15 protein-coding genes are annotated in these 20,491 nt (G+C 71.4%); 6 read left to right on the top strand and 9 right to left on the bottom strand.

Annotation, left to right across the window (positions count from 1 at the left end; genetic code table 11):
- Positions 1-18 precede the first annotated feature (18 nt).
- The 6 genes from ACFVW8_RS31905 to ACFVW8_RS31880 form a co-directional block, all read right to left on the bottom strand.
- Positions 19-3,771, bottom strand: coding sequence for a S8 family serine peptidase (locus ACFVW8_RS31905; RefSeq protein ID WP_389696177.1), 3,753 nt, complete (start codon positions 3,769-3,771; stop codon positions 19-21).
- 107 nt (positions 3,772-3,878) lie between these two features.
- On the bottom strand, positions 3,879-5,030 hold the full coding sequence (locus ACFVW8_RS31900; protein WP_389696175.1) for an XdhC family protein: 1,152 nt from the start codon (positions 5,028-5,030) through the stop codon (positions 3,879-3,881).
- 37 nt (positions 5,031-5,067) lie between these two features.
- The gene (locus ACFVW8_RS31895; protein ID WP_389696173.1) at positions 5,068-6,525 is read right to left on the bottom strand and encodes an NCS2 family permease; all 1,458 of its coding nucleotides are present in this window, start codon (positions 6,523-6,525) and stop codon (positions 5,068-5,070) included.
- Positions 6,526-6,792: 267 nt separating this feature from the next.
- The gene (locus ACFVW8_RS31890; protein ID WP_389696171.1) at positions 6,793-9,177 is read right to left on the bottom strand and encodes a xanthine dehydrogenase family protein molybdopterin-binding subunit; all 2,385 of its coding nucleotides are present in this window, start codon (positions 9,175-9,177) and stop codon (positions 6,793-6,795) included.
- A gap of 3 nt (positions 9,178-9,180) precedes the next feature.
- Positions 9,181-9,774, bottom strand: coding sequence for a (2Fe-2S)-binding protein (locus tag ACFVW8_RS31885; protein WP_389696169.1), 594 nt, complete (start codon positions 9,772-9,774; stop codon positions 9,181-9,183).
- Between the two features lie 2 nt (positions 9,775-9,776).
- Complete coding sequence (locus tag ACFVW8_RS31880; RefSeq protein ID WP_389696168.1) at positions 9,777-10,667, bottom strand: FAD binding domain-containing protein; 891 nt, start codon at positions 10,665-10,667, stop codon at positions 9,777-9,779.
- Between the two features lie 260 nt (positions 10,668-10,927).
- On the opposite strand from ACFVW8_RS31880, the gene ACFVW8_RS31875 reads away from it, so the two are divergent.
- Both ACFVW8_RS31875 and ACFVW8_RS31870 read left to right on the top strand, forming a co-directional pair.
- Entirely contained in the window at positions 10,928-12,655 is a 1,728-nt protein-coding gene (locus tag ACFVW8_RS31875; protein ID WP_389696166.1) for a PucR family transcriptional regulator, read from the top strand.
- A 192-nt stretch (positions 12,656-12,847) separates the two neighbouring features.
- Complete coding sequence (locus tag ACFVW8_RS31870) at positions 12,848-13,633, top strand: hypothetical protein (RefSeq protein ID WP_389696164.1); 786 nt, start codon at positions 12,848-12,850, stop codon at positions 13,631-13,633.
- A 36-nt stretch (positions 13,634-13,669) separates the two neighbouring features.
- Here ACFVW8_RS31870 and ACFVW8_RS31865 read toward each other — a convergent pair whose 3' ends face one another.
- Positions 13,670-14,416 carry a GntR family transcriptional regulator gene (locus ACFVW8_RS31865; RefSeq protein ID WP_389696162.1) on the bottom strand — a complete coding sequence of 249 codons (747 nt, stop codon included), beginning with the start codon at positions 14,414-14,416 and terminating at the stop codon, positions 13,670-13,672.
- Between the two features lie 143 nt (positions 14,417-14,559).
- Here ACFVW8_RS31865 and ACFVW8_RS31860 point away from each other — a divergent pair, with 143 nt between their 5' ends.
- Complete coding sequence (locus ACFVW8_RS31860) at positions 14,560-15,408, top strand: (2Fe-2S)-binding protein (RefSeq protein ID WP_389696160.1); 849 nt, start codon at positions 14,560-14,562, stop codon at positions 15,406-15,408.
- A gap of 191 nt (positions 15,409-15,599) precedes the next feature.
- Positions 15,600-16,679, top strand: a complete 1,080-nt coding sequence (locus ACFVW8_RS31855) for a DUF2637 domain-containing protein (protein WP_389696158.1) — start codon at positions 15,600-15,602, stop codon at positions 16,677-16,679.
- A gap of 66 nt (positions 16,680-16,745) precedes the next feature.
- Here the strand turns inward: ACFVW8_RS31855 and ACFVW8_RS31850 are convergent, their stop codons facing one another.
- Entirely contained in the window at positions 16,746-17,108 is a 363-nt protein-coding gene (locus tag ACFVW8_RS31850; RefSeq protein WP_389696179.1) for an ATP-binding protein, read from the bottom strand.
- A 180-nt stretch (positions 17,109-17,288) separates the two neighbouring features.
- The gene (locus ACFVW8_RS31845; RefSeq protein ID WP_389696156.1) at positions 17,289-19,235 is read right to left on the bottom strand and encodes a serine/threonine-protein kinase; all 1,947 of its coding nucleotides are present in this window, start codon (positions 19,233-19,235) and stop codon (positions 17,289-17,291) included.
- Between the two features lie 222 nt (positions 19,236-19,457).
- Between ACFVW8_RS31845 and ACFVW8_RS31840 the strand changes: the two genes are divergently transcribed.
- Together ACFVW8_RS31840 and ACFVW8_RS31835 are read left to right on the top strand one after the other, a co-directional pair.
- A complete protein-coding gene (locus ACFVW8_RS31840) occupies positions 19,458-20,048 on the top strand; it encodes a TetR/AcrR family transcriptional regulator (RefSeq protein ID WP_389696155.1) in 591 nt (196 codons plus the stop codon).
- Between the two features lie 96 nt (positions 20,049-20,144).
- Positions 20,145-20,491 (top strand): ribonuclease domain-containing protein (locus ACFVW8_RS31835; RefSeq protein ID WP_389696153.1); only part of this gene is annotated, 347 nt, incomplete at its 3' end.

Below are 20,491 nucleotides of genomic sequence, written 5' to 3'. Positions count from 1 at the left end.
AGAGGGGACCTCAGCAGGTCACTTCAGGCCGAAGGCCCGGATGATCTCCTGGTCCACGGCGAGACCGTCGCCGGCCTCCGCGTGTGCCTTCAGCGAGACCGCGGTGGCGCCCTTCTTCGGGGTCTTGAACCGGGCCGTCCAGGAGCCGGCCGAGTTCTTCTTCAGCTGCACCGCGCTCCAGCTCCTCCCGTCGTCGTAGCTGACGGACAACGAGGCCTTCGTCGCCTTCACCGCGCCGTCCAGCCACTCCTGCGTGGTGGACGAGAGACCGATCTCGGTGGACTTCCCGGCCTTCACATCACCGGCCAGGTCGGTCCTGACGTCGTAGTCCAGCTGGAGGAGCGGGATGTCGGCCTGCGCCGGTCCTGACGGGTCGAGTGCACCGGAGAGGAAGTTCCACTCGGTGTGCGTGCGGACCGAGGTCTTCCAGACCCCCGCGTCGCGCGAGGCGTCGAGCGCCAGCCGGTAGGGGAGCTTCTCGGGCGAGAGGTCCCAGGCGTAGCCCGCGCGGCCGGCCGTCTTGGCGAGCTGCGTGTCGCCCTGGAAGAAGGCGACGGTGCCGGTGTCGTACTCCTTGTCGGGCATGGAACCGGAATGACCGTCGCCGGAGTCCGTCCACGGCGTGATGTTGAACTGGATGTCGTTGTACGAGGAGCGGAACGGACCCCAGTAGCCGGTGCCCAGTCGCGGGTGGCTGACCGGTGCGAACCACGAGTCCGTGTAGTTCCGGCCGGCCCGGTAGTCCATGTTCCCGCTGCGCTCCTCCAGCGCGGTGTCCGTCCCCGCGTCGTTGAGGACCGAGTGGTTCTCGTACCAGAAGGAGTCGCCGGGCAGCGGGGTGACCCACTCGGTACGGGTGCCGGGGAACTTCTCGTACTCCTCGAAGCCGATGCCCGGACCGTAGTCGGGGATGTCGTAGCGGAAGCCGCCGCCGACGACGTCGCGGTTGCCGTAGAAGGTGTTCTCCACCTTCGCCAGCTCACGGGTGGACGGGGCGAAGGCCAGCGAGCGGTCCGGGACGGTGCCGTCGTGGCGGTCGACCAGGTCGTACACGTAGCGCGCGAACTTCCGCTGCTCGACGGTCACCTTCTTACGGCCCCTGGCGGCCTTGACCAGTTGCTCGCCGGCCAGCCGCTGCACGGATGCGACGGGGATGGCCGCCGTGGTGCCGTAGTCGGTGTACGACTCCATCAGCACGCCGTCGCCCTGGTTGACGACGAAGAGCGCCTTGGCCCCGGCCGCGACCGCGGCCGCGAGCCGGTCGGCGGGCGGCACCTCGGAACTGCTGCGGATCACGACGGCCTTGCCCCTGGCGTCGATGCCCCGGTAGTCGGCGGCGGCGCCGTCGCCCGCGAAGACGCTGCCGAGCTTCTTGTCACTGTCCTCCGCGACGGGCGAACCGCCCTGCACGGTCACCGGCACATCACGGCCGCCGGCCGTCAGGTCGATCAGCTTCTCGCCCTGCCGCCAGCGGGTCAGGAAGGAGAAGCTGCCCTGGGTGACCTTCTTGGTCGGGCTCGCCCACAACTGGTCGTACGTCAGCGGGATCTGGTACGCGTCGCGCTGGACGGTGCCGTCCGGTGCGGTGCGCGCCATGTCGTAGCGCAGCTGGCGGTTCTCGGTCTCCTTCGGCGTCCTCACGCTGACCTTGTGGGCCTTGGAGGCGTCGAGGGTGACCTTCGTCGACTTGTCGAGAATGATCTCGGGGGCCGCCAGGAAGGCGAGGGCCTGCGAGTCGGCGGTGTCGCCCTTGACGTCGGCGGCGGTCCAGGCGGTGTAGTTGCCCGGCGGCAGCCGCAGCGTGGTGTCACCGGGGACGGCGACGACGCCGAGGTTCTCGTCGCCCAGGGCGGCGATGACGACCTGTCCGTCCATCGGCTTGCCCGCGCGATCGCGCAGCTCGATCTTCAGGTCGTAGAGCTCCTGCTCCTTGTTGAGCGCGAAGCCGGTGTGCGCGACGGTGGCGCCGGAGGCGTCCTTGGCCACGACCTGCCCGGAGAAGGTGGTGTTGTTCGCGACCTTCTCCGGGTCGAGCGAGAGGACGGCCTCCGCGGTCGAACCGGCCGGGACGGTCAGCTGCTTCTCCGACAGCGTGTAGGCGTCGGCGTCCGTGTCGGTCGCCAGGTCCAGCGTGACGTCCTTGTCACCGGTGTTGCGGTAGGTGATGGTGCGCTCGGCGACCGGATCGGAGGTGGAGTGCGGCCAGTCGTAGGACGCGACCGCGACGGATCCGGTGGCCTCGATCGTGGTGTCGATCGCCGCCTTGACGTCGAGCCGGCCGGTGCCCTGCTCGTACGGCGTGTAGTCCGGCAGTCCCTTCGACGAGGTCATCAGCGCGTCCTTGACGCGCTGACCGGACCAGTCGGGGTGACGCTGCTTCACGATGGCTGCCGCGCCCGCGACATGGGGCGTGGCCATCGACGTGCCGGACATCGACTGGTACATGCCCTCGATGCCCGGGACCGACTGCGAGGCGGCGGCGTTGATGTCGACGCCGGGCGCGGAGAGGTCGGGCTTCAGGCCGTAGCTGCGGGTCAGCGGGCCCATGGAGGAGAAGTCCGCGCGGTTGTCCTGCTTGTCGACGGCGGCGATGGTGAGCGCCTTGTCCGCCGATCCCGGAGAGCCGATGGTGCCCGCGCCGTAGGCATTGCCCGCCGCGATCACGAAGAGCGGGCCGCCGTCGGCCGAGAGGGAGTCGACGGCCTGCGACATCGGGTCGGAGCCGTCGTCGGGAACGCTGGAGCCCAGGCTCATGGAGACGACGTCGGCGCCTTCCGCCTTGGCCCACTCCATCGCCTCGATGATCCCGGAGTCCGCGCCGGAGCCCTCGTCGCTCAGCACCTTGCCGACGATCAGATCAGCGGCGGGGGCGACGCCCTTGTTGAGGCCGTCGGACGCGGCGCCGGAGCCCGCGATGGTGGACGCGACGTGCGTGCCGTGGCCGTTCTTGTCGTCGACCTCCTCGCCGGGCACGAAGCTCTTCGACTCCAGGACGCGGTCCTTGACGTCCGGGTGATCGGCGTCGATTCCGGTGTCCAGGACGGCGACCTTGGAGCCCTTGCCGTCGTAGCCGGCGGCCCACGCCTGCGGGGCGTTGACCTGCGGGACGGAGTCCTTCAGCGCGGCCTCGACCCGGCCGTCGAGCCAGAGCTTCGCGATGCCCTTGTCCAGCGAACGGGCCGCGGGCGTGGTGACGATGTCGTCCCAGAAGGCGCGGGTGGTGGCCTTGGCCGCCTTCAGCGCCGCGCCGTGGATGCTCGCCAGCCGGCGGACCGTCCTGCTGCCCCGGGGTGCGGCGGGCAGCGAACGGGCCTTGCTCGCCGGGTAGGTGGCGATGAGCGGGATGCCGCCGGACCTCGCGTCGTCGTAGCCCGTCTTCGCCAGCGCGGTGACGTCGAAGAGCCGGCGGTCCAGCTTGCCGGCTGCGATCAGGGACGCCGCCTCGTCGGGCAGGACGTAGATGTCGTCGCCCGCCTGCTGGACGTGCACGCCGCCCGCCGCGCCGTCGGGGCGGTCCACGGTGACGGTGTCCTGCTTTCCGGCGCCGTCGGCGTAGTGCACGACGTCACCGGTGAGCAGGGTGATGTCGTACTGCTTGACCGGGACAGCCGGGTGACCGGTGGACGGGGGCCGGCCGGTGGCCGCGGCGGCGCCCGTGGCGGGAAGCAGCGCGCCGCTCACCAGGGCGACCGAGGTCGCTATGAGCAGGGCCCTGCGCCCCGCCCGAGCGGGTCTCGCCCGGAGGAAGGCGGTGGAGGCAGTGAGTGTCATGCAGCTGATCTACCGGTAAATCGGCGGCTGCGGTGCGATTCACCCCTGGCGTGAATGCGCCGTGGCGGCAACCCGCCGGTCGGCGCGGCTGCCCCGCGGGGGCGGGTTCAGGCCACGGAGGCGATGCGCCCGGCGGGCGCCAGGGCCCCGCTGTGATGGATCGGGGTGTGCGCGCCGGTCAGCGGTACGCCGCTGCCGCCGCGCCGGTCGGCGACGATCTCGGCGGCGATCGACAGGGCGGTCTCCTCCGGCGTACGGGCGCCGAGGTCCAGGCCGATCGGCGAGTGCAGCCGGGCCAGTTCGAGTTCGGTGACGCCCGCCTCGCGCAGCCGGTCGTTGCGCTCCAGGTGGGTGCGGCGCGAGCCCATCGCGCCGACGTAGGCGACCGGCAGCTTCAACGCCGCTTCCAGGAGCGGGACATCGAACTTGGCGTCATGGGTGAGCACGCACAGGACGGTGCGGGCGTCGACGCCGGTGCCGGCGAGGTAGCGGTGCGGCCAGTCGACGACCAGCTCGTCCGCGTCCGGGAACCGTGCCTTCGTGGCGAAGACCGGCCGGGCGTCGCACACCGTGACGTGGTAGCCGAGGAACTTCCCGGTCCGCACCAGCGCCGCGGCGAAGTCGATGGCCCCGAACACGATCATCCGGGGCGGCGGGACGCTGGACTCGACGAGCAGGGTCAGCGGCTGCCCGCACTGCGAGCCGTCGGCGCCGATGGTGACGTTGCCGGTGCGGCCCGCGTCCAGCATGGCGCGGGTCTCGGCCACCGCGGTGCGGTCGAGCTCGGGGTGTCCCCCGAGCCCGCCCTCGTGAGCGCCGTCGGAGCGGACCAGCAGGGGCCGGCCGAGGAGTTCGGCGGGTCCCTCGGTGATCCGGGCGACCGCCGCCGCCTCCCCCCGGGCGGCGGCGGCGAACGCGGCGGCGTACACCGGACGGGCGGGGTCGTCCGCCCGCACCGGTGTCACCAGAATGTCGATGATGCCGCCGCAGGTCAGACCGACCGCGAAGGCGTCCTCGTCGCTGTAGCCGAACCGCTCCCGCACGGTGGTGCCGTCGTCGAGGGCCTGTTGGCACAGTTCGTACACCGCGCCCTCCACACACCCGCCGGAGACCGAGCCGATCGCCGTGCCGTCACGGTCGACGGCCAGTGCGGCGCCCGGCTGCCTGGGTGCGCTGCCACCGACGGCCACGACCGTGGCCACGGCGAATTCGCGTCCCTGCCCGGCCCACCGGTCGAGCTCCTCGGCGATGTCCAGCATCTCGGTCTCCTTGACGGATGTGTGCGGAGGACGGGCGTCAGCTGACGCCCAGCCAGCTCTCGATCGGGTGGAGGGCGAAGTAGACGACGAAGATCACCGTCAGCCCCCACATGAAGGCCCCGACCTCGCGGGCCCGGCCCTGGGCGACCTTGATCGCGACCCAGGAGATGACACCTGCCGCCACACCGGTGGTGATGGTGTACGTGAACGGCATCAGGACCACGGTCAGGAAGACCGGGATGGCGACGGCACGGTCGCTCCAGTCCACGTGGCGGGCGTTCTGCATCATCATGGCGCCGATGACGACCAGGGCGGCGGAGGCCACCTCGGCCGGCACGATCGCCGTGAGCGGGGTGAAGAAGAGACAGGCCGCGAAGAACAGGCCGGTGACGACGGAGGCGAGCCCGGTGCGGGCGCCCTCCCCGACCCCGGTCGCCGATTCGACGAAGACCGTCTGCCCGGAACCGCCGGCCACGCCGCCGATCGCACCGCCGGCGCCGTCGATGAAGAGCGCCTTGGACAGGCCCGGCATCCGGCCCTTGTCGTCGGCGAGCTTCGCCTCGGTACCGACCCCGATGATGGTGGCCATGGCGTCGAAGAAGCCGGCCAGCACCAGGGTGAAGACGATGAAGCCGACGGTCATCGCGCCGACGTCGCCCCAGCCGCCGAACTCGACGTCCCCGAAGAGCGAGAAGTCCGGCGAGGAGACCGCGGAGCCCTTGAGCTCGGGCGGGCCGCTGCTCCAGATCTTCGGGTCGACGTCCGCGACCTTGTTGATGACGATGGCGACCACGGTGCCGACGACGATGCCGATCAGGATGGCGCCGGGGATGTTGCGGGCCTGCAGCATGAAGATCAGCAGCAGCGTCACCGCGAAGATCAGGACGGGCCAGCCGGCGAGTTCGCCGGCCGGGCCGAGAGTCACCGGGGTGCCGGTGCCCTTGCCCACGAAGCCGGCCTTGTAGAGACCGATGAGGGCGATGAACAGACCGATGCCCATCGTGATGCCGTGCTTCAGCGCGAGCGGGATCGCGTTCATGATCATCTCGCGCAGACCGGTGACCACGAGGAGGCAGATCACCAGGCCGTACATCACGCACATGCCCATGGCCTGCGGCCAGGTCATGTGGGGGGCGACCTGTGAGGACAGGACGCCGGAGACGCTGAGCCCCGCGGCGAGCGCGAGGGGGACCTTGCCGACGAAGCCCATCAGCAGGGTGGTCGCGGCGGCTGCCAGCGCGGTGGCCGTGATCAGGCCCGGCTGACTGAGGAGGTTTCCGTCCACATCCTTGCCACCGAGGATGAGCGGGTTGAGCAACAGGATGTATGCCATGGCCATGAAGGTCGTGACACCGCCGCGCACTTCACGTGCGACGGTCGATCCTCGCTCGGATATGTGGAAGTACCGGTCGAGCCACGATCTGCCGGCGGGGATGCGTGAGCCCGGGCCCGCGTCATCTGCGGCGGTCCGGGGCTCCACTGACTGCTGGGTCATGATGCCTGACTCCCAAGGTTCACAGGGGCACCCGCGATGGAGAATCTAGATGCGGGATTTGGGATGACTGCGCGGGCGGCACGACCCGGGGGACGGCCCGAGACGAACTGTTCATGCAGAGTGGATGTACGGGTACTGCTTTCTGCGGTTGATCCGGTCAAGAGCCGCGAGCGGTGCGGAGCTTGGGTCCTCCGGGCGGTGCGGGCGGAGGAAGTGTGACGTTCCCGTCAGGCGCGCACCGCCCGGAGAGCTGGGAAGGAGCTCCGGTCAGATGCCGGTGAGGTGCTCGGGTCGTACCGGCGTCCTGTTGAGCTCCAGGCCCGTCGCGTTCCGGATCGCCGCGAGGACGGCCGGGGTGGACGACAGGGTGGGTGCCTCGCCGATGCCACGGAGCCCGTACGGGGCGTGGTCGTCGGCGAGTTCGAGCACGTCGACCGGGATGGTCGGGGTGTCGAGGATGGTGGGCAGCAGATAGTCCGTGAAGGACGGGTTGCGCACCTTCGCGGTCTTCGGGTCGACGATGATCTCCTCCATGACGGCGATGCCCATGCCCTGGAGGGTGCCGCCCTGGATCTGCCCGAGGACGGAGAGCGGGTTGAGCGCCTTGCCGACGTCCTGGGCGCAGGCCAGTTCGATGACCTTGACCAGTCCGAGCTCGGTGTCGACCTCGACGACCGCGCGGTGTGCGGCGAAGGAGTACTGGACGTGGCCGTTGCCCTGTCCGGTATGGAGGTCGAAGGCCTCGGTGGGCCGGTGGCGCCACTCCAGCTCGACGTCGACCGCCTCGTCCTCCAGCACATCGGCCAGATCGGCCAGTACCTCGCCGCCGTCGGTGACGACCTTGCCGCCCTCCAGGAGGAGTTCGGCGGTGGCCCAGGCGGGGTGGTACGTGCCGAACTTGCGGCGGCCGATCTCCAGGACCTGCTCCCGGACGGCCTCGCAGGAGTTCTTCACGGCGCCGCCGGTGACGTAGGTCTGGCGGGACGCGGAGGTGGAACCGGCCGAGCCGACCCGGGTGTCGGCCGGGTGGATGGTGACCTGCGAGACGCCCAGTTCGGTTCGGGCGATCTGGGCGTGCACGGTGACGCCGCCCTGGCCGACCTCCGCCATGGCGGTGTGCACGGTCGCGACGGGTTCGCCGCCGATGACCTCCATGCGCACCCGGGCGGTGGAGTAGTCGTCGAAGCCCTCGGAGAAGCCGACGTTCTTCAGGCCGACCGCGTAGCCGACGCCGCGTACGACGCCTTCGCCGTGGGTGGTGTTGGACAGCCCGCCGGGCAGGGCCCGTACGTCGGCGTGCTCACCGGCGCTCTCCCACTGGCGCTCGGGCGGCAGCGGCCTCGCCTTGACCCGGCGCAGCAGTTCGGCGACCGGGGCGGGCGAATCGACCACCTGGCCGGTCGGCAGCAGGGTGCCCTGTTCCATGGCGTTGAGCTGTCGGAACTCGACCGGGTCCATGCCGAGTTCGGCGGCGACCTTGTCCATCTGCGCCTCGTAGGCGAAGCAGGCCTGGACCGCGCCGAAGCCGCGCATCGCGCCGCAGGGCGGGTTGTTGGTGTAGAGGGCGAGCGCCTCGATGTCGACGTCGTCGATGACGTACGGGCCGACGGCGAGCGAGGAGGCGTTGCCGACGACGGCCGGGGAGGCGGAGGCGTAGGCGCCGCCGTCCAGCACGATGCGGCACTTCATGTGGGTGAGCTTGCCGTCACGGGTCGCGCCGTGCTCGTACCAGAGCTTGGCGGGGTGGCGGTGGACGTGTCCGAAGAAGGACTCGAAGCGGTTGTAGACGATCTTGACCGGCTTGCCGGTGCGCAGCGCCAGCAGGCAGGCGTGGATCTGCATCGACAGGTCCTCGCGCCCGCCGAATGCGCCGCCGACGCCGGAGAGCGTCATGCGGACCTTGTCCTCGGGCAGGCCGAGGACGGGGGCGATCTGGCGGAGGTCGGAGTGCAGCCACTGGGTGGCGACGTACAGGTCGACGCCGCCGTCCTCGGACGGCACCGCGAGACCGGACTCGGGGCCGAGGAAGGCCTGGTCCTGCATGCCGAAGACGTACTCGCCGCTGACCACCACGTCGGCGCGGGCCTTCGCGGCCTCGGCGTCGCCGCGGACGATCGGCTGACGGTGGACGATGTTGGGGTGCGGTACGTCCCCGGCGTGGTGGTCGTCCCGGCCCTCGTGGAGGACGATCGCGTCGGGGGCGGTCGCGGAGGCCTCGTCGGTGATGACCGGGAGCTCGCGGTAGTCGATCCTGATCTTCGCCGCGGCGCGGCGGGCCGTCTCCGGGTGGTCGGCGGCGACGATCGCCACCGGCTCGCCGTGGTGCCGGACCCTGCCGTTGGCGAGGACGGGGGTGTCCTGGAACTCCAGGCCGTAGTTCTTCACCTCGGTCGGCAGGTCGTCGTAGGTGAGCACGGCGTAGACGCCCGAGGTGGCGAGCGCCTCGGAGGTGTCGATCGAGGCGATCTCGGCGTGCGCCACGGTGGAGCGCAGGGTGTGGCCCCAGAGCATGTCCTCGTGCCACATGTCCGATGAGTACGCGAACTCACCGGTGACCTTCAGGATCCCGTCGGGGCGCAGCGTGGACTCGCCGATGCCGCCCTTGGTGCGGGTGCCCTGGTTGATGTTGGTGGGGGAACCGGTAACGCCCATCGTCTAGACCGTCTCTTCCGCTCGGGCGGCCGCCAGGCGGACCGCGTCGAGGATCTTCTCGTAGCCGGTGCAGCGGCAGAGGTTGCCGGAGAGCGCCTCGCGGATGTCCGCGTCGGACGGCTCCGGGGTGCGCTCCAGGAGCTCGTCGGCCGCGACCAGCAGGCCGGGGGTGCAGAAGCCGCACTGGACGGCTCCGGCGTCGATGAACGCCTGCTGGATCGGGGAGAGCTCACCGGTGTCCCGGCCGTCCTCACCGGTCGGCTTGGCCTGCCAGCGGCGGGCCTTGTCGACCGTGGTGCCGCAGGCGCCGGAGGCGCAGCCGGTGCCGGGGTGGGCCTCGGAGCGGTGCGCGGCGAAGTCGGCGAGACCTTCGACGGTGACGACCTCGCGGCCCTCCACCTGGCCGGCGGCGACCAGACAGGAGCAGACCGGGACGCCGTCGAGGCGGACCGTGCAGGAGCCGCACTCGCCCTGCTCGCAGGCGTTCTTGGAGCCGGGCAGGCCCATCCGCTCACGCAGGACGTAGAGGAGGGACTCGCCCTCCCAGACGTCGTCGGCCTCGTGACGGCGGCCGTTGACCGTGAAATTGACGCGCATGATCAGGCAGCTCCTTCGGTGCTGCGGCCGTTGCCGCGGTACGACTCCCAGGTCCAGCCGAGGGTCCGGCGGGCCATGATCCCGACCGCGTGCCTGCGATAGCTCGCGGTGCCGCGCACGTCGTCGATCGGGTTGCAGGCGCCCGCGGCGAGCGTGGCGAACTGCTTGGCGAGGGACGGCGTGATGATCGTGCGGCTCTCCCAGAACCCGCCCTCTTCGAGAGCGGCGTTCAGGAAGTCCTCGGCCTCCTTGGCCCGTACGGGTGTCGGGGCGGCGGATCCGATGCCGGTGCGGACCGTGCGGGTCTCGGGGTGCAGTGCCAGGCCGAAGGCGCAGACGGCGATGACCATCGCGTTGCGGGTGCCGACCTTGGAGTACTGCTGCGGCCCGTCGGCCTTCTTGATGTGCACGGCCCGGATCAGCTCGTCCGGTTCGAGGGCGTTGCGCTTGACGCCGGTGTAGAAGTCATCGATGGGGATCAGCCGGGTGCCGCGGACGGACTCGGCCTCCACCTCGGCGCCGGCGGCGAGCAGCGCCGGGTGCGCGTCGCCTGCGGGCGACGCGGTGCCCAGGTTGCCGCCGACGCCGCCGCGGTTGCGGATCTGCGGCGAGGCGACGGTGTGCGAGGCGAGCGCCAGACCGGGCAGCTCGGTGCGCAGGTGATCCATGATGGCGCTGTACGGAACGGAGGCTCCGAGCCGTACGCTCTCCTGGCCCACCTCCCACTCGGACAGCTCACCGATGCGGTTCAGGTCCAGGAGGTACTCGGGCCGCCGGTGGTCGAAGTTGATCTCGACCATCACATCGGTGCCGCCCGCGAGGGGAACAGCCGTGGGGTGCTCGGCCTTGGCGGCGAGCGCCTCCTCCCAGCTGGCGGGGCGAAGGAAGTCCATGAGTGGCTCTCTTCTTCTCAATCGGGTCGTTCACTGGGGGCTGGAGACGGCCGGCCCTCGACTGGTCGTTCATGTGTTGTTAACGCGGTGTGTGGCCCAGTACACAAGCCCTGCTCCACCTGGTGCAGTCACCGAAACCATGAAGGAGTTGGCTGGTCTTCGCCCTCGTCTTGTAGATTCGAACGAATGACGGGTCTCTGTGACCTCACCGCAACACCCAGTTTTCACCCGCACCAACGAAAGAGATCGGCGGCGACGAGATGCGGCTGCGCGCACTGCTGGAGACCGACGCGCTGGGCCTGCGGCTGCTCGGCGGCGACGACGAGCTGGACCGTTCGGTCCGGGGCGTGATGACCACCGACCTGCGGGACCCCAGCCGCTACCTCACGGGCGGCGAACTGGTCCTGACGGGGCTTGCCTGGCGCCGGGACGAGAAGGACTCGGAGCCGTTCGTACGGATCCTCGCGGGGGCCGGTGTCGCCGGGCTCGCGGCGGGCGAGGCAGAGCTCGGCGCCATCCCGGCCGATCTGGTCGAGGCATGCCTGAGGCACCGGCTGCCGCTCTTCGCGGTCCATGAGACCGTCGCGTTCGCGATGATCACCGAACATGTGGTCCGGCAGGTCTCGGGCGAGCGCGCCGGCGACCTCGCGGCGGTGGTCGACCGGCACCGCCGCCTGATGACCTCGGGCCCGGCGGGCGGCGGCCCCGAGGTGGTCCTCGACCTGCTCGGCTCCGACCTGGACCTGCAGGCCTGGGTGCTCTCGCCCACCGGCCGGCAGATCGCGGGCGCCGGTGAGCCGCTGCCCGGACCGGTCGGCGCGGAACTGGCCGGTTTCCATCTGGCCGCGGTCCGCTCCGGCCGCCGCGCCCCGCACCGGGCCGCCGTCGGCGGGGTGACGTATTCGCTCTTCCCGATCCGCAACAACGGCCGGGGCGCCGTCCCGGCCTCCCGTGACGTGCGCGAATCGGTGCTCTCCGACTGGCTGCTCGCCGTCGAGGCCGACGCGAGCGATTGGCCGGCCGCCCGGCTGGACCTGCTCCAGGGCGTCACCCAGCTGATCGCGGTCGAACGGGACCGGCGGGACGCGGCCCGGACGGTACGCCGCAGGCTCGCCCAGGAGGTACTCGAACTGGTCCAGGCGGGCGCCCCGCCCGCCGAGATCGCCGCGAGGCTGCGGGTGGCCGCCCCGGTGCTGCTGCCCGGCCTGGGGACCGCGCCGCACTGGCAGGTGGTGGTGGCCCGGGTCGACTGGACCGAGGAGGGCGCGTCCGGCACCACCGGATCCGGTATCGCGGGCGGCCCGGTCGCCCAGGCCCTGCTGGAGGAGATCCTGGTCGACCCAGCGGTGACCGGCCCCGACTCCGCGGACCGGATCGCCGTCGCGCACTCCGGTGACGAGGCCGTGGCACTGGTGCCGCTGCCCGCCGTCGCGGCGGCGGAGGCGGACGAGGCCGCGGACCCGGACGGCGCGGAGCCCTCCCGGGAGGATCCGGCGCTGCACGCCGACGCCCTGCTGGCCGCCGTCCGCGCCCCGCTCTCCGCGGGTCTGGCCGACGACGGCCGCCTGACACTGGGTGTCAGCGCCTCGGTGCATTCGCCCGAGGGGCTGCGCGGCGCCCTGGAGGAGGCCAGGCACGCCCGCCGGGTCGCGGCGGCGCGCCCGGGCCGGGTCTGTGCGGCCGGCCATCACGAGCTGGCCTCGCACGTGCTGCTGCTGCCGTTCGTCCCGGACGACGTGCGTCGCGCGTTCACCGCACGGCTGCTCGACCCGCTGCGGGACTACGACCGGCGGCACCGGGCGGAGCTGATCCCGACCCTGGAATCGTTCCTGGACTCCGACGGTTCCTGGACCCGCTGTGCGGCCCGGCTGCATCTGCACGTCAACACGCTGCGCTACCGGGTCGGGCGAATCGAGCAGTTGACGGGCCGTGATCTATCGCGCCTTGAGGACAAGCTCGATTTCTTCCTCGCCCTGCGTATGAGCTGATCTCCGGGGGCCTCTGCGGCCCCCGGCGGCTCCGGCCGATTGTGAAAACTTTCACCTGACATTGCCTCGCCCCCTTGGCCCGGCGTGCCATTCCGTGCTGTGATGCGCCCAGACTCAGAGCGTCCGGCCGTTGCCGGACGCTCTCACCGGCTCAATGGCGCGCTCGGGGAGGGCAATGTGGCGTATACCGCCATGTCTGGTTCCGGAACGACAGCAGATGACGATCCGCCGCTCCAGACAGCGGTATGGCGGTTGCGGTCACGCGCCTGTTGGACGGACGCCGCGGCACTGCTGGAGGACGACGCCGCCACCGATCCGGCGGCGGCGCTCCAGCGGACGGCTCTGCTGACCGAGCGGTGCCTGTACACGGGACAGGGCTGGACCGATGCCGAGGACGCGCTGCGCACCGCGGAGGCCCTGGCCCACAACGACGCCGAGCGCGGGGCCGCCGCCTGCGAGCGCGGCTACCTCGCCTACGCCTCGACGCTGCTCAACGTGCGGGACAGGGCCGACGAGGCCCGGGTGGCGCTGAGCCGGGCCGCCGCGCTCCTGGCCCCGGCCGCCGCGGGCCGCCCGCTGCTCGACTTCCGGCGGGGCCTGATCGCCCAGAACATCGCCGACTCGCCACAGGCCGCGCGCGCCGCGTACCGCAGGGCCCATGCCGGTGCCACCGCACAGGGCGACGCGCTGCTGCTCTCCTCCACCTGGCGCCACCTCGCACTGATCGCCCTGCGCGAGGGGGAGCTCGCGGAGGCCAGGCACGGATTCGCGGAGTCGCTGCGGATAAGGGAGGAGCTGGGCTACCTGGTCGGCACGGCCCCGGCGCTCATCGCCATGGCCGACGCGGAACCGGAGCCCGAGGCCGCGACCCGGCTGCGCGCCGAGGCGGGCAGGCTCTTCCGGCTGCTCGGCGGCGTACCGACGTGGCTGGCCCCGCACATCGACCCGCCGGGGCCGGAGACGGCCGGGGCGAACTGAGGCCCGCGTCGCCCCGACCGGCGGCACAGGCCCGGGTCAGCCGCCGGCGCCCGCGAAGTGTTCCCGTACGAGTGACTGCACGACCAGCACGTCCTGGGCGATCAGCGCGTCCAGGAGTGCGGTGTGCTCGGCGGCGTCCGCCAGCAGGTCGGCGCGGCGGGTGACGGGGTTGCTCACCAGCGGCCACTGGGAGCGGCGGTGCAGATCGTCGGCGACCGCCACGAGCTGGGTGTTGCCGGAGAGGGCGAGCACAGCTCCGTGGAAGGCCCGGTCGGCCTCCGCGTAGCTCGCCCGGTCGCCGACGGCCGCCGCCGCCACGGTGGCGTCGGCCAGCGGGCGCAGGGCGCACCAGCCGGCCGGTGGCACGGTGCGGGCGAGCCGCAGCATGACGGGGACCTCGATCAGCGCGCGCACTTCGGCGAGCTCGGCCAGCTCGCGGGGGCCGCGCTCGGCGACCCGGAAGCCGCGGTTCGGCACGACCTCGACGGCGCCCTCGACGGCCAGCTGCTGCATCGCCTCGCGCACCGGGGTCGCGGAGACCCCGAAGCGGGCTCCGAGCGCCGGGGCGGAGTAGACCTGCCCGGGGATCAGCTCGCCGTCGACGAGGGCCGCGCGCAGGGCGTCCAGGATCTGGCCGCGCACGGAGTGCCGCTGCACCGTGGCGCGGGGCGCGGGAGGCTCACTGTGGGTGTGCTCGCCGCGTGCCTGTTCGGGCACCCGGACGGCCGAGTGGGCGGTCGCGTACGGCGACGGCACCTGCTCACGCGTTCTGCCCTGCTCCACGGGTTCCTCCTCGGCCGGTCGGGGACGGCTCGCGCGTGCCGTGCCCCGTGTGCACGATAGGCGGAGGAGGCTGCAGTTCAAACATCGATCAGGTCGGGTAAGGTAAGGCTTACCTCTAAACGATCGCGATACGGTGGTCCCGCATGCCCCTCCCCGCCCTGCTTCCCGCAGCGACGACATCGGCCGTGACCGAGGCATACGCACGTCTGACCGAGGTCTTCCCCGGGCTGCGCGCCGAGGTGCTCGCGGACGGCGAGTCCGCCCCGGGCGGCGTCGGCTGGGTGGGTGCGCACGAGCTCGCAGCCGGCGGCCGAGCCCTGGACACCTTCCTCGCCTGGGACAACGCGCAGGTGCTGCGGGACTACGGACAGCAGGCCAGGCCCGACGTGGTCGCCAGCTTCGGACTGCACCGGTACGCCTGGCCCGCCTGCCTGCTGGTGACGGTGCCGTGGTTCCTGCACCGGCGAGTGCCGCGGATTCCGGTCGAGGACGTCTCCTTCCAGCGGGCGCTGGGCCATCTGACCGTCCGGGTGCGGGAGTTCGCCTGCCTGCCCGACGACCCGGCGGCGGCGCTGCCGGGCGCCCGGGTGGTGGCGGACGAGGCCGCGCTGCGCGCCGAGGTCCTCGACTCCGTGGCCGAGCATCTCGGACCGGTGCTCGACGGCTTCGGACCGCGCATGCGGCGCGGCAAGCGGGCCCTGTGGGGCATGGCGACGGACGAGATCGTCGAGGGCCTCTGGTACATCGCCCACCTCCTGGGAGAGGAGCGGCGCGCCATGGCCGAGCTGGAGGCACTCCTGCCGGGCACCACGAAGCCGTACGTCGGCACGGCGGGCTTCCGCGAACTGACCGGACCCGAGGGCGAGTCGCTGCCCACCCGCGACCGGGCGAGCTGCTGCCTGTTCTACACACTGCGGCCCGAGGACACCTGCGTCACCTGCCCGCGCACCTGTGATGCCGACCGGCTCCGGAAGCTGACGGCCGCCTCCTGATCCACACCGCCCGCACGGGTGACGTGATTCGAACACAACAGCCCCTGTCCTGAAGGGCATTCGATCAGATCACGGCAATAAGCGGACTCAGCCACCCCATTGGCGTTCACTTGCCCCGAAACCGCCAGGCCTTGAGGGAATCTCCGCCACGATGGCGCCCGAAACGCCCTACGCGACGCAAGGGACCGCGCATGAGACTGACCGACATATCGCTTGACTGGCTGCTTCCGGGCGCCGTACTGCTCGCGGGGGTCATGGCGGCGGTGGCGGTGGTCGCGCGCGGCAAGCGCGCCTCTGACACATCCGCGGCCGACGACTCCTGGGAACGCAGCGAGGAACGGCGCAGGCGCAAGGAAGCGCTCTACGCCACCGCTTCGTACGTTCTGCTGTTCTGCTGCGCGGCGGTCGCCGCCGCGCTCTCCTTCCACGGCCTCGTGGGCTTCGGCCGGCAAAACCTCAACCTCGCCGGTGGCTGGGAGTACCTGGTCCCGTTCGGCCTCGACGGGGCGGCGATGTTCTGCTCCGTGCTCGCCGTGCGTGAGGCCAGCCACGGCGACGCGGCGCTCGGCTCACGGCTGCTGGTGTGGACCTTCGCCGGTGCCGCCGCCTGGTTCAACTGGGTGCACGCGCCGCGCGGCCTGGCCCACGCGGGCGCTCCGCAGTTCTTCGCGGGGATGTCGCTCTCGGCGGCCGTGCTGTTCGACCGGGCCCTGAAGCAGACCCGGGTGGCGGCGCTGCGCGAGCAGGGCCTGGTGCCCCGTCCGCTGCCGCAGATCCGGATCGTCCGGTGGCTGCGCGCGCCCCGGGAGACCTTCGGCGCCTGGTCGCTGATGCTCCTCGAAGGCGTACGCACGCTGGACGAGGCAGTCGACGAAGTGCGCGAGGACCGCAGAGAGAAGGAGCAGAACCGTCTCCGCAGGAAGGACCAGGAGAAGCTGGACCGGGCGCAGATCAAGGCCCTGAACCGGCAGAACCGGGCCTGGGGACGGGTCGGCCGGGGTGGCGCACCGGTGGACGTACCGGCACTCGCCCCCGCGACGGGCTCCGCGCAGTCCGTCGCGGAGCCCGCCATATCCGAGCCGGGTCAGCTGCCTCTGCGACCCCGGCCATCCCTGCAAGCCGTCAGCGGCCCGAACTCCAAGAACGCCCCGGACCCGGGCACGACTGATCCGAGAGCGGCCGACCTCGTTGCCGAGGACGACACCCAGGCACTGCCCCGGCTCGACTCGCTGGAGCAGAAGCTGAAGGACTTGGAGCAGCAGTTCGGCTGACGCCCGCGGGCAGGCCCGCAGGCCGGCCCGGATGGCGATGAACGGCCCTGACGATCCCTTTGATGGTCAGGGCCGTTCGCCGTCCAGCTCGAACCAGACCACCTTGCCGAGCGCCTGCGGGCTGACCCCCCAGGCGTCCGCGAGGCTCTCCACCAGGACCAGCCCCCTGCCGTGCGTACCGTCGTCGGCGTTCGGTACGTGCGACACGGGCATCCCGGGGACGAAGTCCCGCACCTCCACCCGCAGTTTCTCCGGGGCCACACTGACCGCGACGACTGCGCCGTCGTCGGTGTGGACCAGCGCGTTGGTCACCAGCTCGCTGAGCAGCAACTCGGCGACCCTGGCAGGCTCCTCCTCCCACCGGTAGCGCAGTAATTCCCTTACGGCTCCGCGTACTTCCGAAATCGCCGCCAGATCGGCACGGCCCAGTCTGCGATGCAGCCGGCCCAGTTCCTGACGCTCCATCGTCTCCCCCGCCCGCACAGTGAATCGCCCCCTTCTCATCGAATGTGCTTCACGCAATGCATGCCCCGCCCACGGGCGGTCACGCCTTGCGGCTCTCATGAGGAGGGTGATTCGGGCGAGTTGTCCGCAGGGGTCACACCGCGCTCAACCCCGTTTGTAGTAGTAGGAAGCGGCCCCGACCGCGTGCTGGAGGCCGCTGCCGTTTCGGGTGAACGAGGACGCGTCGCGCGGGGGATAGCAGTAACCAGGGTTGGCGCCGACCAGTTCGAGGGCACCGACGTTGATCCTGCTGCTGGTCACGGAGGTCACCTTCGCCTCGAACGGACAAGGAAAGTACGGGTAGTCGCTCAGGCGCACCGCGCCCGACGCCGAGATGGTGACGGTGCCCGGCTGGCCGGAGTTGTACGTCTCACCGAACTTCCAGGTGCCCACGAACGCGGACGGAACCGAGGTCCCGCCGCCCGAGCCCCCGCCCGAACCGCTGGTCGATCCCGAGGTGCTGCCGCCCGAGCTGCTCGCGGCTCCCGACGTGCCGCTCGATCCTCCGCTGCTCGAACTCCCGCTCCCGCCGCCTGTCGTTGCAGTACTGCCGCCGGACGAGCCGCCGGAGCCCCCGCCGGAGGACGTGGTGCCTCCGCCGCCGGACGTGGTACCTCCGCCGCCGCCCGAGGAGCCCGAACCAGCGCCCCCGTCCTGCGCATTGCCCTCCTGCTCCCCTTTCTGCCCGTCCTCGCCGTCCTTCCCGTCCTCACCCTTCTTGCCCTTCCCGTCCTTCTTGCCGTCCTTGTTCTTGCCGTCGGACGCCTGGGGGGTCTTGTCGCCCCGGGTCGGGGCGGCGTCCGGTGACGCCGGGGCGGACACGCTCGGCGCGCCGCCCGGCCGCGGAGAGGCGTGACTGCCGGTGTCGCCGCTGAACGGCTGCAGCACCGCCAGGGTGCCGCCGCCCCCGGCCAGGACCAGGACCAGCGGGACAGACACGATCCAGCGGCGCCGGCGCTCCTCCCGCTTCGGCTTCGGCGTGGTCCCCGCGCCGGCCTGGACGGCCGGGGAGGCATCCGCCGGGGACCGGAGACCGAGCGTGGCACGGTCGGGGCCCTCCTGCCGCACGGGCGCCACCTCCGCGTCCAGGAGCCTCGCCGACTGCCGGGCGAGGCGGGCCACTATGCCCGCGGGCAGCCACGACGCCGCGGCGACGGGGCGGTCCCGGCCGGGTTCCGCCAACAGCTCTTCCACGCCGGGGCGTTCGGCGACGGACTTGGCCAGCAGGCGGGTGATCAGGGTGCGCAGGCGCTCGTCGCGGACCGCTCCGAGGTCGGGCTCGGCCTCGACGATGTGGTACATGACCGCATGCTGGTTGCTCACCCCGTTGCCGAAGGGGAGCGTGCCGGTCGCCGCGTACGTCAGCACACAGCCGAGAGTGAACACATCGCTCTTCGGACCCGCGCCCTGGCCGCGGATCTGCTCCGGGGCCATGAAGCCCGGCGAGCCGATCACCATCCCCGTGCTGGTGAGCAGTGACTCGACGGAGGTCTCGACGGCCCGGGCGATGCCGAAGTCGATGACCTTGGGGCCCTCGACCGTGAGCATCACGTTCGATGGCTTGAGATCGCGGTGAACGATGCCGGCTGCGTGGATGTCCTTGAGCGCACGCAGGAGCCCGGACGCGAGGGCGAGCACCGAATCGGCGGGGAGTGCGCCGTGGCCGCGCACGATCTGTTCGAGGGAGAGCCCGGGCACATAGCCGGTGGCCACCCACGGGTACTCCTCGTCGGGCGCCGCGTCCAGTACGGGCGCGGTGTAGCGCTCGTCGACCCGCCTCGCCGCGTCGACCTCGCGGCGGAAGCGGGCCCGGAACTGCGGATCGGCGACATGCTCCGTGTGCACCACCTTGACCGCGACCGTGCGCCCGCCCTCGGAGCGGGCGAGATAGACCCGGCCCATGCCCCCCGCACCGAGCCGGCCGAGCAGCAGATAGGGCCCGATCCGGGCCGGGTCACTCGCGGTCAGGGGCTTGATGTCGCCGTCGAGGTTGTCCTCACCGTCCTCGTGGTCCCCACCGTTCCCGTGGTCTCCGTCGTGCACGCTGGTCATGATTGAGCGCTCCCCCGTGTGTTCCGCCCCGCGGCCCCCGGGCCGCGCCTCCGCTGTCCGAAGTCCAGGTGTTCTGCCGGGACTTGGCGCAACGGCTGTTCAGTCTGGAGTACAACGCACAACTATTGGAACTAGTTTTGGAAAAAATTCTGGAAGCATCTTCTACGCTGTTCTCGGCGGCGCCAGGAGGGGCCGCCGGAACCGGGAACGAGGGCGACACCGATGAGTCCGAAGCAGCAGCGAGGCGAGGCCACCGCGGCGCAGGTGCTCGACTGCGCACTGGACATCTACGCATCCCGCGGCGAGGCAGGACTCACCCTGGGGGCGATCACCAAGGCCAGCGGGGTCAGCACCGGAAGCCTCTACCACCACTTCGGCAGCCTGCACGGCGTACTGGTCACGCTCGCGCAGTCCTGGCTGAGCCGCCTCCTCGACGAACTGGCCGGGGAGCTGAAGCGGGCGGACGACGCCCGCGGCGGCGTCCACGCGGCGGTCCGGGCCTATCTCCGCTTCGTACAGGACCACCCGGACGCGTCCCGCCTCATGCACTCCGTCACCATGGACCGCGAGATCACCGTGCACGCCCACCGGATCCGGGGCGCACAGGAGGCCCGGCTGGCGCCCATAGCCGCCTGGCTCTACGCCCATCAGGAGTCGGGGCAGCTCGCCGCCCTTCCGCTGCCCGTCCTCGAGTCGCTGATCCTGGGCCCGGTGACGGGGATCGCGCGCCGCTGGCTGTCCGTCGGGGACATCGACATCGAGGAAGCGACGAGGACGGTGCCGGAACACATCTGGCGCTCCGTCAGCCCGTGAACGGTGCGTCGTTTACGTTCCCCACGGTTAACTTCCGAAAAATTCACCCGAGTTGGCGTTGACGGGACCACATCTACGCGCGTCATCATGGTGGGTATGCGAATCCCCCCACGGATCACCACGCTCGGCGGCGCAGCCGCCCTCCTGTCCGTCCTCTTCGTCGGCGGCCCCGTCGCCGCGACCGCGACAGCCGCCACCACCTCGGTCGGCAGCATCTGCTACTCCGCCCTCCCCGCCCAGGCGCACGACACCCTCGATCTCATCGATGCCGGCGGCCCGTTCCCGTACGACCAGGACGGTGTCGTCTTCCAGAACCGCGAAGGCGTCCTGCCCGACCAGAGCACCGGCTACTACCACGAGTACACCGTGATCACCCCCGGCTCCCCGACCCGCGGCGCGCGCCGCATCGTCACCGGCGAGGAGAACCAGGAGGACTACTACAC

The sequence above is a fragment of the Streptomyces sp. NPDC058221 genome (assembly GCF_042882365.1).
Taxonomy (GTDB): domain Bacteria; phylum Actinomycetota; class Actinomycetes; order Streptomycetales; family Streptomycetaceae; genus Streptomyces.
This window is presented reverse-complemented; position numbering and strand designations above follow the sequence as displayed.

Bases quoted from the DNA above. Each gene is read 5' to 3' on its own strand.
- ACFVW8_RS31905 (WP_389696177.1), bottom strand. From the start codon at position 3,771: ATGACACTCACTGCCTCCACCGCCTTCCTCCGGGCGAGACCCGCTCGG.
- ACFVW8_RS31900 (WP_389696175.1), bottom strand. From the start codon at position 5,030: ATGCTGGACATCGCCGAGGAGCTCGACCGGTGGGCCGGGCAGGGACGC.
- ACFVW8_RS31895 (WP_389696173.1), bottom strand. From the start codon at position 6,525: ATGACCCAGCAGTCAGTGGAGCCCCGGACCGCCGCAGATGACGCGGGC.
- ACFVW8_RS31890 (WP_389696171.1), bottom strand. From the start codon at position 9,177: ATGGGCGTTACCGGTTCCCCCACCAACATCAACCAGGGCACCCGCACC.
- ACFVW8_RS31885 (WP_389696169.1), bottom strand. From the start codon at position 9,774: ATGCGCGTCAATTTCACGGTCAACGGCCGCCGTCACGAGGCCGACGAC.
- ACFVW8_RS31880 (WP_389696168.1), bottom strand. From the start codon at position 10,667: ATGGACTTCCTTCGCCCCGCCAGCTGGGAGGAGGCGCTCGCCGCCAAG.
- ACFVW8_RS31875 (WP_389696166.1), top strand. From the start codon at position 10,928: ATGCGGCTGCGCGCACTGCTGGAGACCGACGCGCTGGGCCTGCGGCTG.
- ACFVW8_RS31870 (WP_389696164.1), top strand. From the start codon at position 12,848: ATGTCTGGTTCCGGAACGACAGCAGATGACGATCCGCCGCTCCAGACA.
- ACFVW8_RS31860 (WP_389696160.1), top strand. From the start codon at position 14,560: ATGCCCCTCCCCGCCCTGCTTCCCGCAGCGACGACATCGGCCGTGACC.
- ACFVW8_RS31855 (WP_389696158.1), top strand. From the start codon at position 15,600: ATGAGACTGACCGACATATCGCTTGACTGGCTGCTTCCGGGCGCCGTA.
- ACFVW8_RS31845 (WP_389696156.1), bottom strand. From the start codon at position 19,235: ATGACCAGCGTGCACGACGGAGACCACGGGAACGGTGGGGACCACGAG.
- ACFVW8_RS31840 (WP_389696155.1), top strand. From the start codon at position 19,458: ATGAGTCCGAAGCAGCAGCGAGGCGAGGCCACCGCGGCGCAGGTGCTC.